Origin of the sequence: Nonomuraea sp. NPDC048882, from assembly GCF_040649755.1 — a bacterium.
Lineage (GTDB): Bacteria > Actinomycetota > Actinomycetes > Streptosporangiales > Streptosporangiaceae > Nonomuraea > Nonomuraea maheshkhaliensis.
In genome coordinates this window covers 83059-95059 of sequence record NZ_JBEZGB010000004.1, presented here as the reverse complement: position 1 = coordinate 95059, position 12001 = coordinate 83059, and the positions used below count along the sequence as shown (strand labels likewise).

Annotated in this window: 12 protein-coding genes; 3 read left to right on the top strand and 9 right to left on the bottom strand. The window is 73.1% G+C overall.

Features of this window, described 5'->3' with window-relative positions; genetic code table 11:
• The first annotated feature begins 165 nt into the window (after positions 1–165).
• On the top strand, positions 166–1836 hold the full coding sequence (locus AB0C27_RS14890) for an asparagine synthase-related protein (RefSeq protein WP_357843335.1): 1671 nt from the start codon (positions 166–168) through the stop codon (positions 1834–1836).
• Here AB0C27_RS14890 and AB0C27_RS14885 read toward each other — a convergent pair.
• The 5 genes from AB0C27_RS14885 to AB0C27_RS14865 are packed head-to-tail and all read right to left on the bottom strand — an operon-like array spanning position 1805 to position 5751.
• Entirely contained in the window at positions 1805–2350 is a 546-nt protein-coding gene (locus AB0C27_RS14885) for a TIGR03086 family metal-binding protein (protein ID WP_357843332.1), read from the bottom strand. The genes AB0C27_RS14890 and AB0C27_RS14885 overlap by 32 nt on opposite strands.
• Entirely contained in the window at positions 2347–2859 is a 513-nt protein-coding gene (locus AB0C27_RS14880) for an isoprenylcysteine carboxylmethyltransferase family protein (protein WP_357843329.1), read from the bottom strand. The genes AB0C27_RS14885 and AB0C27_RS14880 overlap by 4 nt, the downstream gene beginning before the upstream one ends.
• A complete protein-coding gene (locus tag AB0C27_RS14875) occupies positions 2856–3947 on the bottom strand; it encodes a 3-oxoacyl-[acyl-carrier-protein] synthase III C-terminal domain-containing protein (RefSeq protein ID WP_357843327.1) in 1092 nt (363 codons plus the stop codon). The genes AB0C27_RS14880 and AB0C27_RS14875 overlap by 4 nt, the downstream gene beginning before the upstream one ends.
• Positions 3948–3979: 32 nt before the next feature.
• Entirely contained in the window at positions 3980–5086 is a 1107-nt protein-coding gene (locus tag AB0C27_RS14870) for a class I SAM-dependent methyltransferase (protein WP_357843324.1), read from the bottom strand.
• Positions 5087–5112: 26 nt separating this feature from the next.
• Entirely contained in the window at positions 5113–5751 is a 639-nt protein-coding gene (locus tag AB0C27_RS14865) for a TetR/AcrR family transcriptional regulator (RefSeq protein ID WP_357843321.1), read from the bottom strand.
• Positions 5752–5773: 22 nt separating this feature from the next.
• Between AB0C27_RS14865 and AB0C27_RS14860 the strand changes: the two genes are divergently transcribed.
• Both AB0C27_RS14860 and AB0C27_RS14855 read left to right on the top strand, forming a co-directional pair.
• On the top strand, positions 5774–7144 hold the full coding sequence (locus tag AB0C27_RS14860; protein WP_357843318.1) for an MFS transporter: 1371 nt from the start codon (positions 5774–5776) through the stop codon (positions 7142–7144).
• A 5-nt stretch (positions 7145–7149) separates the two neighbouring features.
• Positions 7150–7932 (top strand): DUF2071 domain-containing protein, encoded by a 783-nt coding sequence (locus AB0C27_RS14855; RefSeq protein ID WP_357843315.1) that lies wholly within the window; start codon positions 7150–7152, stop codon positions 7930–7932.
• Here the strand turns inward: AB0C27_RS14855 and AB0C27_RS14850 are convergent.
• The 4 genes from AB0C27_RS14850 to AB0C27_RS14835 all read right to left on the bottom strand — a co-directional run bounded on the left by AB0C27_RS14850 (position 7899) and on the right by AB0C27_RS14835 (position 11952).
• Entirely contained in the window at positions 7899–9410 is a 1512-nt protein-coding gene (locus AB0C27_RS14850) for an FAD-binding oxidoreductase (RefSeq protein WP_357843312.1), read from the bottom strand. The two genes, AB0C27_RS14855 and AB0C27_RS14850, sit on opposite strands and share 34 nt — an antisense overlap.
• Positions 9411–9441: 31 nt before the next feature.
• On the bottom strand, positions 9442–9834 hold the full coding sequence (locus AB0C27_RS14845) for a DUF3224 domain-containing protein (RefSeq protein WP_357843309.1): 393 nt from the start codon (positions 9832–9834) through the stop codon (positions 9442–9444).
• A 35-nt stretch (positions 9835–9869) separates the two neighbouring features.
• Positions 9870–10652 carry an LLM class flavin-dependent oxidoreductase gene (locus tag AB0C27_RS14840; RefSeq protein WP_357843306.1) on the bottom strand — a complete coding sequence of 261 codons (783 nt, stop codon included), beginning with the start codon at positions 10650–10652 and terminating at the stop codon, positions 9870–9872.
• 91 nt (positions 10653–10743) lie between these two features.
• Positions 10744–11952: an FAD-binding protein gene (locus AB0C27_RS14835; protein WP_357843303.1), complete on the bottom strand. Its 1209-nt coding sequence runs from the start codon at positions 11950–11952 to the stop codon at positions 10744–10746.
• Positions 11953–12001: the final 49 nt, after the last annotated feature.

Here is a 12001-nt window from a genome sequence, read left to right as displayed (position 1 = left end):
TAAGCGAGTACAAACCGCGATCAATGCGTGATCAGTTGTAACAAATGTGGCAATTGGGATAAATATCTACATGTGCGTGTTTATCTCGGCTTGGCCGCGAAACGGGGGGAAATCCCCGCCAGTGCCCTGGACCGGGTTCGTTCACTGATCGAATCCGCTTTTCCGGTGCCGCCCGAGGTCATCCGCGGGCGTGAATGGCACGGCCGCGGCGTCTCCCTGTTCGCCTGGACCAACGAGCCGGACGACTCCCGGCAGCCGCCGCTGCTCACCGAGCACGACGGCCGGATCATCGGGCTGAACGGCCACCTGGCCGACCCCGCCGACGTGACCCGGCTGCCCGACGACTCGGCGGGCGGCTGCTTCTCGGCCTGGATCGCCCGCGACGGCGAGCTGTCGGCGAGCACCGCGATCAACCGGGTCTGTCCCGTCTTCCACACCGAGACCCCCGACCTGCACGTGGCCGGCAGCCGGGCCCTGCTCGTGCACCTGGCGGCCCGGGACGACGACCGGGTGGAGCACGACGTGCTCGCCCTCCAGACGATGGTCAGGCAGGGGTTCTTCCTGTCGGACGAGACGCCGTACAAGGGGGTCTCGGCTCTGCGGCCGAGCTCACGCCTGCTGGTACGGGACGGCGCCCGCACCGTCACCGAGACCCCGCTGCCGCAGGCGGCGCCCATGCCCACCTCGGCGCGGCGCAAGCGGGCGGCGATCGGCGAGCTGGCCGAGGCGCTGCTGGCCACCGTCGAGCCGCTGCGCGACCTGGGCGAGCCGGTGAACCTGGCGCTGACCGGCGGGCGCGACACCCGGGTGCTGGCGGCGCTGCTGCACGCGGCGCGGGTGCCGTTCCGGGTGACGACCAACGGGCTCGACACGCATCCCGACGTGATCATCGCGCGCATGATCGCGGCCAGGCTGGGCGTGGAGCACACGGTCATCGCCCCGCCGCAGACCGCCGCGAAGGACGCGGTGCTGGTGGAGCATCCGCTGAGCCGGGCCTGGGAGACGCTGCGCACGTGTGAGGGGATGACCTCGGCGTACGAGACGATCGTCAGCTATCTCCCCTACTCCGGCAAGCCCACCATGTCGGGGCAGAGCGGCGAGACTCTGCGGGCCGGCAGCCTGAACCTGCTCCAGACCGACCTCGGTGACAAGGCGCTGCGGCGGCGCATCGAGACGACCTTCGGCAAGGACGCCAAGCTCTTCACCGCCGAGGCCAACGAGCACGCCCGCGAGCTCGCCCGGCCGTGGCTGGCGCGTACGGACCGGCTGGAGGCCCTTGATCACCTTTACATCTGGTACAAGGTCGGCCGCTGGCAGGCCAGCGCGCGGGCGGGTTCGCTGCGGCGTGGTGATCCAGTGCGGCCGTTCCTGGACAATCGGGTGGTACACGCGGCGCTGAGCCTTGATCAAAGCTGGCGACTCTCCGAAGAAGTGATTTATACCCTCATATTGCGGCTAGCCCCGAAATTGCGGGATGTGCCGATCGAGGGAAAGCCGTGGCGCTTCGCCGCGAACCAGACTCCCTCACTGTTCAGGAGACGCCTGCCCGAGCACCTGCCCACCGCCAGGACCGCGGGCGGGTGGAGCTGGCGGACCAGCCCCGGCCCCGCGCTCACGGACCTGCTGCGCGAGCAGGTGCTCGGCAGCCTCGACGCGCTCGCGCCGATCGTGAACCCCGACGAGGTGCGCGCGCTGTTCGCCGCCCCCGTCGTGGCCAAACCCGCCCTGGCCTGGCATCTCTACACGGTCAGCACGCTGCTGACCGGCCTTTATCCGGGCAAGCAGCCCGAGGGCCTGCCGCGGATCACGGTCTCCAGGCCGGATCCCGGCCGATGAGGCCCAGGAAACGATCCAGCGGGGGTGCGTCGTCCGGCACCGCCACCTCCGCGCCGAAGGCACCGCGCTCGCGGCCCGTGGGCGCCATCCGCGCGGAGAAGGCGAGCAGCACGCCGGCCGTCTCCTCGTCCACCTCGTAGGGCAGGCCGGTCGCCCGGGACAGGTCCCAGCCGTGCGCGACGAGGTCGGTCAGCGCCATGTTCGCGAGCGCGACCTTCGGCAGCCCGCCCATGGCCTCGCTCGTGCCCTCCCAGGCTTCGGGGCGCTCGTAGACGGCCAGCATGCGCTCGACCCGCTCGGGGAAGTCCCCGGTGTACTCCTTCGGCGGCGTGAACGGGCCGCCCACCACGACGGACTCGAACAGGGAGGCGCCCCACTCCAAGTGGTTGAGCAGCTCCTTGACGTCGTACTCCGCGCAGGGTGTGGGCAGTCCCACGTGCTCGTCGCCGACCTTCTGTACGAGTGCGGAGGTGCGGTCGGCCGCCTGTCTCATGAGGGGGAGGATCTCGGTCATGGTGCCCAGCCTGCCAGAGCCGCGTTCTCCACGCGGATCCGTACCGTGAGCAGCGCCGCGTTCGCCGCCGTGAACGCGAGCGCGGTCAGCCAGGCGGAGTGCACCAGCGGCAGCGCGATCCCCTCCGCGACCACGGCCACGTAGTTGGGATGCCGCAGCCACCGGTACGGCCCTCGGCGCACCAGCGGCAGCCCCGGCACCACGACCACGCGCGTGTTCCACCGCCGGCCCAGCGTGCCGATGCACCACCAGCGCAGGCCCTGGGCGAGCACGACGACGGCGAGCATGGGCCAGCCGAGCGCGGGCACGAAGGGGCGTCCGAGCAGCCACACCTCGGCCGGGGCGGCGATCAGCAGCGCCACGTGGGCCAGGACGATCCAGGGATAGTGCCCACCGCCGTGCTCGACACCGCCGCGCGCCAGAGCCCAGGCCAGGTTGCGCCGGGCCACGACCAGCTCGGCCAGCCGTTCGAGCACGACCGCGCCGATCAGCAGCAGGTAGGCCGTCACCAGTGCAGCAGGAGCAGTTCGGCGGAGAACCCTGGCCCCAGCGCCATCAGCAGGGCGGGGGTGCCGGGCCGGCCGCGCGTCTCCTGGAGGACGTGGAGCACCGAGACCGAGGACAGGTTGCCGTGCTCGCGCAGCGAGCGCCAGGTGACGTCCAGGGCCTTGGGCTCCAGGTTCAGCGTCTGGAGGATCTTGTCGATGACCTTCGGGCCGCCGGGGTGACAGACCCAGCTCGCGACCTGCTCGGGTGTCAGGCCGTAGTCGGCCAGGAACGCCTTGATGTCGGCGGCCAGCACCTGCTCGACGAAGTCGGTCAGGTCCGCGTCGAGCACGATGCGGAAGCCGTGATCGCCCACTTCCCAGCCCATGAGGTGCTCGGTGCCGGGATAGAGGCGGCTGCGGGTGGCCACGACCTCGGGGCCGCGCCCGCGCCCCGTCGCCACCACGGCCGCCGCGCCGTCGCCGAACAGGCCGCTGGCGACCAGGTTGGCGATCGAGGTGTCGTCGCGCTGGACCGTCAGCGAGCACAGCTCCACGCACACCAGCACCGCGACGTGGTCGGGCCAGCCGCGCAGGTAGTCGTGCAGGCGGGCCAGCCCGGACGCGCCCGCCGCGCAGCCCAGCCCGAAGACCGGCAGCCGTTTCACGTCGGGCCGCAGCCCCATTCGCTGGGCCAGCCTGGCGTCGAGCGAGGGCGTGGCCAGACCGGTGGTGGAGCAGAACAGCAGATGATCAACCTTTTCCGGGGATATGTCCGCCTTGCGCAGCGCGCCCGCCATGGCCTGCTCGCCGAGTTCCAGGGCCAGCTCGACGTAGGTGTCGTTGGCCCGGCCGAACGAGTCGAGCTTGGCGTAGTCGGCCAGCGGCAGCACCAGGTTGCGGCCCTTCACCCCGGTGGCCGTGTGGAAGCGCCGCAGCAGGTCCTCGTCACAGCTGGTCAGCCGGGAGAACGCCTCGGTGATCTCCGCCTGCTCATAGCGGTGATCAGGCAGAACGGTCTGTACTCCCGAGATATGCATACACCTCTCCTGCCGCTGAGAGGACCCGGCTAACCTGCGCGCGCCACTGCCGGCCCCTCGCGGTCGGACCACCGTGACCGCCGGCGCGCCGAAGGCGCGGGCGCTCAGCGGGTGAGCCGCCAGAGCGAGGTCACCTCGGCGGCGCGGGCCGCGTGCAGCGGGTCGGCCACGTCGGCCGGCCGGTTGTGGCGCGGGGCGACGTCGAGGCGGGCGGCCACCCGCAGCCCCGCCCGGTCGAACTCCGCCAGCAGCTCCGCCCGGGTGCGCAGCCCGAGGTGCTCGGCCAGGTCGGACAGGATCAGCCAGCCCTCCCCCGCCGGCTCCAGGTGCTCGGCCAGCCCGCCCAGGAAGCCGCGCAACATCCGCCCGCCGGGGTCGTAGACGGCGTGGTCGAGGGGCGAGGCGGGCTTGGCGGGCAGCCAGGGCGGGTTGCACACGACGAGCGGTGCCCGCCCCGGCGGGAACAGGTCGGCCCGCACGACCTCCACCTGATCGGCGAGTCCCAGGCGGGCGACGTTGTCACCGGCGCACTCGACGGCGCGGGGGTCGAGGTCGGTGGCCACGACGTGGCGGACGCCGCGCCCGGCCAGCACGGCCGCCAGCACGCCGGTGCCGGTGCCGACGTCGAAGGCCAGCCGATCGTCCGCCGGCAGCGGCGCCTGGGCGACCAGATCGACGTATTCGCCCCTGATCGGGGAGAAGACCCCGTGGTGGGGGTGGATGCGGGCGCCCAGCGCGGGAACGGGCACGCCCTTCCTGCGCCACTCGTGCGCGCCGATCAGCCCGAGCAGCTCACGGAGTTGCCCGGCTCCTGGCGGGGCGTCGGGGCCGTACACCTCGGCGCAGGCCGCGCGCACGTCGGGCGCCCTGCGCAGCGGAATGACATTGCCTTCGGCGTAGGGGACGAGCAGCATGCCGAGCGTGCGGGCGCGCTGGGACCTGGCCTGGCGGTGGGCGTGGAAGCCGCGGGCGGGATCGGCCGGCTTGCAGCGCCGGCCCATGGCGCTGAGCAGCCGGCGGGCGTTGTGGAAGTCGCCGCGCCACAGCAGCGCGGTGCCCTCGCAGGCCAGCCGGTACGCGGTGGCGGCCGGCATCCGGTCGTCGGCCACGACGACGCGCGCGGGAGGGGCCACCCCCGACGCCGTACGCCAGACCGCCGACCGTTCCTGCCCTGCCTCGCTCCACCGGATCATGGCAACCGACCGTTTCACGGGCCGCGCCTTCGCGGCCACCTCTTTTACGGTAGGAGCCCCACGGCCAGCGCGCGAACGCCCTTGGCGTACGTGTCGCGGGCGGTCAGCTCCTCCCACCGGCTCCCCACCTGGCCCAGCCGCGGGAACCGCCCGGCGTCGATCTCGGTGAACACCCGCTCCCTGTAGATGCTCCCGCCCTGCTCGCGCCGCTCGCGCGCGGCCGCCCGCCCGCCGATCTCGCCGCTGGTGTAGTGCCAGACGATCCGGTACACGTCCACCGCGTCCTCGATCGTCAGCCCCCCGCGTACCGCCGCGTCGATGATCTGCTCCGGATACCACAGCGCCCCGACCGCGAACAGGTCGTCGGCCCGCAGCACGTCCACCGCCCACGGGTGGCGGGCCAGCGCGTCGCGCATGGCCGTGGCCGCGGTCACCAGCCGCTCGCGCGGGTCGTCGGGCAGCTCGGGCCTGGGCGTGGCGGCGGCGTAGTCGTCGAGCAGCAGCAGGAGCAGCTCGTCCTTATCGCGGACGTGGTGGTAGATCGCCATCGCCGTGGTGCCGAGCTCTCTGGCCAGCCGGCGCATGGTCAGTGCGCCCACCCCGTCCGTCTCGATCACCCGCAGCGCGGCGGCCACGATCTCGGCCCTGGTGATCTTCGGCGGTCGTCCCGTTCGCGTCGGCATCCTGTCATGCTACTTTCTATACATGTATAAAAACTCCTGGGTCGTGGCGGTCCTCGCGTTCGCGGTGGCCGTGGGCTCCCTCCAGATGACCGTGGTCGTGCCGCTGCTGCCGGGTCTCGAACGGCAGTGGGGGCTCTCCTCCACCACCGCCTCATGGGCGCTCACCGCCGGGCTGCTGTCCGGGGCGGTGTCCATCCCGCTGCTGTCGCGGCTCGGCGACATGTACGGCAGGCGCGCCGTCTCGCTGGTCGCCCTCGGCCTGCTCGTCGTGGGGTCGGTGCTCAGCGCCGTGGCCGGCACGCTGCCCCCGCTCATCGCCGGCCGGGTGCTCCAGGGCGCCGCCGCGCCCCTGCTCGCCCTGGCCATCGGCCTGGTCAGGCAGATCGTGCCCGCGCACCGCCTGCCGGGCGCCATCGGCGTGCTCAGCTCGACCATCGGCGTCGGCAGCGGCGGTGGCGTCATCCTGGCGGGGCTGGTCGGCGGCGACCATCGTGCGGTGTTCTGGCTGCTGACCGGGCTCGGGCTGCTGAGCTTCGCCCTGGTCGCGGCCGTGGTGCGGGAGGAGCCGGCGCGCGGGGCCGGGCGGCCGGACCTGGCGGGGGCGGCGCTGGTCACGGTGTGGCTGGTCTGCCTGCTGCTCGCGATCAGCAAGGGTACGGACTGGGGCTGGACATCGCCGCTGACGCTCGGCCTGTTCGCCGCGGCCGCGCCGGTCGCCGCCGTCTGGGTGGTGACGGCCCGGCGCACGGCGGCGCCGCTGATCGAGATCCCCATGCTGCTGCACCGGGGGACGGTGGGGGCGACCGTGGCGTCGTTCCTGCTGGGGTTCGCCCTGTTCGCGCTGCTCACCACGGTCTCGGCGCTGGCCCAGGGCGCGCTCGGGGCCTCGGTGTTGCAGGTCGGGATCTACCTGCTGCCGACGACGGTGCTGATGCTCGTGGTCTCGTTGCTGGCGGGGCCCCTGATGCGCCGGTTCACCGCCTCCGCCCTCGTCGCGGGCGGCTCGGCGCTGGTGACGGCCGCCGCGCTGTGGCTGGCGCTGTCCGGCCCCTCCAGCCCCGCCCTGTACGGCGCCGCGACCGTACTCGGCGTGGGCATGGGCCTCGGCTACGCGGCGCTCGGCACGATGGCCGTCGAGCACGTGGAGCCCGCCAAGACCGCGGCGGCCGGCGGCGTGAACGCCCTGGTCAGGGTGGTGGGCGGCAGCGTGGCAGGAGCCGTGGGCGCGGTGATCCTGTCGAGCGGCGGGACCGGCTGGAGCTTCGCCGTCGCGGCGGCGGCGGCCCTGCTGGCGGCCCTCTTCGCCGCCGGCTACGGACGCCTCGCCATGACCGACCGGCAGCGCCCCGAGAGCGGACAGGCGCGCGAGCGGCCCCGGCGGGTCGTACGGTGACCTTCATGACCTTCGCCGGCACCCCCCGACCGCGCCCGCGCTGGTACCACGCGGTCACCGACCTCGACGACTTCGCCATCGTCAGCTACCGGGTCGACGCCGCCGCCCTGGCCGCGCACCTGCCCAACGGGTTCGCCCCGATGGAGATGACCTTCGCGGACGGCCCCGGCGCGCTGGTCTCGGCCGTGGCCTTCACCGACCGCGACTTCCACTTCCGCTTCCTGCCCCAGGTGGGCATCGACTGCGGGCAGATCAACTACCGGGCCTACGTCACGGCGTTCGGCAGGCCGGGCGTCTGGTTCTTCGGCACGGTGCTCGACCATCCCGTGGCGGCGATCCCCCAGCACCTGTGGGGCATGCCGTGGCGGCGCGACCGCATCCACGTCGAGGCCGACTGGGACGCCGCGCCCGCCCGGTGGGAGTTGTGGGCCGGCGACGCCCGCTGCGTGGCGACCGAATCGCCGGAACCGGGTTTGCTCGACGGGTTCGACGGCGAGCAGGACTGGCTCGAACGGCTCACCCACCCCACCCTGGGCTGGTACCGGCGCAGGGACGGGCTGGTCGGCACCTACAGCATCTGGCACCCGGTGATGCGGCCCCGCCACCTGACGGCGACGGAGGCCAGGTTCCCCGTCTTCGAGCGGCTCGGCCTGATCACCGAGGCGAGCCGCCCCCACTCGGTGCTGGCCCAGCCCAGCCTGCGGTTCGACATCCACACCCCGCCGCGCCGCTTCCGCCCTCGGATCAGCGCCCGTCAGATCAGCACCCCCGGGTTCAGCACCCCCTGAGGGTCGAGCGCGGTCTTGGCCGCCTTGAGCGCCAGCGCGAACGGGTCGGGCCGCTGCCGGTCGTAGAAGGGCCGGTGGTCGCGGCCCACGGCGTGGTGGTGGGTGATCGTGCCGCCCATGCGCAGCACGGTCTCCGAGACGCGCCGCTTGAGGTCGTCCCACTGCTCCAGCTCGGCGCCCTTCTCGGCGGGCACGATGATCGTGTAGTACGGCGCGGGCCCGTCGGGGTAGGCGAAGGCCAGCCGGCAGGTCGTCGTCCCGGCCTCGCCCTCCGCCATGACGGCCTCGTGCAGGGCGGGGAAGCGGTCCCAGGTGACCGCCGTCTCGACGGTCTCGGCGATCACGCCCAGGCCCGGATAGGCATTGCGCAGGTACGGCATGCGGGTGAAGGCCCCCTTCCACACCTGGTCCTGGCCCTGTTCCTGGCGGGCGGCCCCGGCCACGCCGCCGTGCCACGAGACGATCTCCAGCGCCCGCGACATCCAGGCGTCCACGGGATGCACGGCCGACTCGAACCCGACGATGAGCAGGGCGTGCCGTCCGTCGCCGCCGGAGGCCAGCGCGGCCTCGCGGGGGTCGAGCAGCCGGCAGTTGGCGGGGTGCAGGCCCGACTGGGCGAGGTCGTGCACGGCCGCCACCCCCGCCTCCCACTCGGCGAAGCGCACCGGCACCGAGACCTTGTGCACCGGCCGCCGGTGGACGCGGACCCAGGCGCGGGTGATCACGCCCAGCGCGCCCTCCGAACCGAGCAGCCAGCGGTCGGGCGACGGGCCAGCGCCCGAGCCGGGCAGCCGGCGCGACTCCCACATCCCGGCGGGCGTGCTGGCCCTGATGGACTCGACCAGGTCGTCGATGTGGGTGTGCAGGGTGGCGAAGTGGCCGCCGGCCCTGGTCGCGATCCAGCCGCCCAGCGTGGAGAACTCGTACGACTGCGGGAAGAAGCGCAGTTGCAGCCCGTCGGGCAGCCCCGCGTTGATCTCCGGCCCCGTCGCGCCCGCCTCCACCAGGGCCGCCTGGGAGTCGCGGTCCACCTCCAGGACCCGGTTCATCCGGCCGAGGTCCAGGCAGAGCGACGGGCCGTCGAAGCGCGCCTCGACACCGCCCACGACGCTCGTGCCGCCGCCCCTGGGCACGACCGCCACGCCCTGGTCACTGGCCCATTCCAGGACCCGCGCGATCTCGTCCTCGTCGCGCGGCAGCGCCACCAGGTCGGGGGCGTTGGCGAAGTCGCCCCGGTAGGCGCGGATCAGGTCGCGGTAGGCCTGACCGTAGGTGCGCACGGCCCGCTCGTACGGGTCGCTCGTGCAGAACGGCGGCGCCGGCACCCGCGAGGCGGGCACGAGCGCCGGCGAGAACGGCACGGGAGGCTCCCACGCGGCCGGTTCGCCGAGACCCGTGTGCTCGGTGAACAGCCGGGCGATCTCCCGTAATTCGGGCTCGGCGGGCTCAGGCCCCCATGCCCAGTGACTCTTCGGCATACGACGATTGTCGTCCCTGGGCGGCCGCGCGTCACAGGGTGTAGTCGAAGGTGTAGGAGTGACCTCCGTCGGGGGCGATGACGATGCCCATCTCCCCTCTGAGCCCCGTCAGCTCCCCCGTCGCCGAGTCGGCGACCACCCGGATCCGCAGCGACTGCTCTCCCTCGTCGGCCGTGGCGTCGTGCTGGACGACGAAGCTGCCCGTGCGCCCGTCGAGGGTCCCTTCGATCCGCTCGATCGCCACGTAGGAGCGCGACTCCGCCACCGGGGTGGTGGCGATCAGCATGGTGACGACGCTGGTGCCGGTCAGGTCGCCGTGCCAGGTCTTGTCCAGGGTCACGAGCCCGAGGGTGACGCCGTCGCGGTCGTCGAAGGGCGGCTGGGGCGTCCAGTTGGCGGTGTCGAAGGTTCCCTTTGCGGTCATGGGGCCAGCGTGACAGGCATACCTGTCAGGCCGTGTCAGGTACCGGCGAGCCGTTCCACGACGGGCGCGAACTCCTCCATGAACTGGGCGTTCACCGAGATGTAGGAGATGCCCAGCCGGTCCCTGCGGCGGCGCAGCGTGTCGGCCATCTCCTCGAGGGTGCCGGTGAGGATCCCGGTGCCGGTGCGGCCGAACCGGCGCAGCGCCCACTCGGGCGGCGCGGCCCCCGCGCAGGCCAGGTTCATGCCGAGCTCCAGGTCGTGGAAGCGGTCGCCGGCCAGTTCGTACAGCTCGTCCAGCTTGGCCGCGACCTGCTCCTCGGTGTACTGCGGCGGCACGCCGAGCGCGACCGTGTCGGCCTTGCGCGCGGCCAGCCGCAGCAGCCTGGTGCCGGACGCGGCCACCAGGATCGGCACGTCCTTGACGGCGTCGATGGTCTCGGCGACCCGCGAGACGCGCTGCCCCGGGGTGCCGAAGCGCACGCCCAGCGTGGCCGCGTCGCGCTCGGCGTCGGGCCGCCCGGCGCCGAGGCCCAGCTCGAACCGGCCGCCGGTGAGCGTGTGCAGGGTGGCGCACTCCCACGCCACGGCCGCGGGCGTGCGGTTGGCCGCGCTCAGCACGTACGTGCCGACGCGCAGGGTCGTCGTGGCCGTGGCGGCGACGGCCGCGGCCGTGAACGGCGACAGCGTGCCCAGCGTGTCGGGCACCAGCAGGGTCGCGTAGCCGAGGCTCTCGGCCCGGCGGGCCAGGCCGGTCCACGCGCCGGCGTCGGGGGCTTGTCCGGCGACCGCGCCGAACCTGAAGGGGTGATCGGTCATGCCCTTCACGATCGCCGACGAGCGGGCCCGGCACATCGTCCCGGGGACCGGTGAGCCGGTACGTCAGGGGGAGCAAGCCCCAGGCCGCGCCCTACTCCCCCAGCAGTACCCGGGTGAACTCGCTGCCGAACTTGCCCGCCGGGTCGAGGCGGCGCACCAGATCGCGGAAGCCCTCGGGGCACTCGGGCCAGCGGGTGAACAGCTTGCCCCAGTGCGGCCGCGGGTCGAACGGCGCCAGCGTCCGCTCCACCAGGTCCAGCACCGGCAGCACGGCGGGGACGTCCTTGACCCAGGTGAAGTGGATAGCCACGCTGTCGCGGCCCCTGAAGGGGCTGAGCCACAGGTCGTCGGCGGCGATCGTGCGGATCTCGGAGATCTGCAGCACCGGCCGGATGCGATCGCCGATCGCCCACAGCTCGCGCAGCGCCTTGACCGCGTGCTCCCTGGGCAGCAGCAGCTCGGACTGCAGCTCGTCGCCGGCGCCGCTGGGCGGAAAGTCGGCGCGGAAGTGCGGCAGCCGCTCGTACCAGGCCCCTGGCACGCCCAGCTGCGCGGTGCAGCTGTCGGCCGGCATGTCCGGGAGCGGGTGCTGGGGGGCCTCGGCCGGGGTGGTGCCGTACCAGTCGGGGTCGGTCAGCTCGTCCTCGCGCTTCAGCCAGACGCGGGTGTCGCGGAAGTCGGTGAAGAGGCTGACGCTGTAGCCGCTCGACATGATCGCCTCGAACTCGCCCAGGGCGTCGGCGGGCAGGCCCACGCGGACGTACTGGCGCAGGTCGAAGGCGGGCACCAGGTCGAGCGTGAGCGACGTGACGACGCCGAGCGCGCCAACGGCCACCACCGCGCCGGCGAAGTCGGCGTCCTCGCGGGTGAGCGACAGCGTCGAGCCGTCGGCGGTGACCAGGTCGATCCCGGACACTGCGGCGGCCAGGCCGGGGATGGACGGGCCCGAGCCGTGCGTGCCGGTCGCGACGGAGCCGGCCACGGAGATGTGCGGCAGCGAGGCCATGTTCGCCAGCGCGAAACCGGCCTCGTGCAGCAGCGGCGCGAGCCGCGCGTACGTCATGCGCGCCCCGACCCGCACCTTGGCCGCCGCGCCGTCGATCTCCGCCAGGTCCGGCATCCGGTCGAGCACCACGAGGTCGCCGGTGGTGTCGGCGACGTGGTTGAAGGAGTGTCCGCTCCCCAGCGCCCGCACCCGGGAACTGGCGGAGACGAGCCGCTGGAGCTCGTCGAGCGAGGTCGGATGGTGGACGTCTCGTGCCTGAAAAGTGGTGTTTCCTGCCCAGTTCGTCAGCGTCACGGCCTTACCATCCCACACCATCGCCCGCCCGGTCCGCCCAGGGGCGGAC

What these genes read in the sequence shown, in the direction of transcription:
- AB0C27_RS14845 (WP_357843309.1), bottom strand. Translation starts at nt 9,834, where the DNA reads ATGACCGCAAAGGGAACCTTCGACACCGCCAACTGGACGCCCCAGCCG.
- AB0C27_RS14865 (WP_357843321.1), bottom strand. Translation starts at nt 5,751, where the DNA reads ATGCCGACGCGAACGGGACGACCGCCGAAGATCACCAGGGCCGAGATC.
- AB0C27_RS14855 (WP_357843315.1), top strand. Translation starts at nt 7,150, where the DNA reads ATGACCTTCGCCGGCACCCCCCGACCGCGCCCGCGCTGGTACCACGCG.
- AB0C27_RS14860 (WP_357843318.1), top strand. Translation starts at nt 5,774, where the DNA reads ATGTATAAAAACTCCTGGGTCGTGGCGGTCCTCGCGTTCGCGGTGGCC.
- AB0C27_RS14850 (WP_357843312.1), bottom strand. Translation starts at nt 9,410, where the DNA reads ATGCCGAAGAGTCACTGGGCATGGGGGCCTGAGCCCGCCGAGCCCGAA.
- AB0C27_RS14885 (WP_357843332.1), bottom strand. Translation starts at nt 2,350, where the DNA reads ATGACCGAGATCCTCCCCCTCATGAGACAGGCGGCCGACCGCACCTCC.
- AB0C27_RS14840 (WP_357843306.1), bottom strand. Translation starts at nt 10,652, where the DNA reads ATGACCGATCACCCCTTCAGGTTCGGCGCGGTCGCCGGACAAGCCCCC.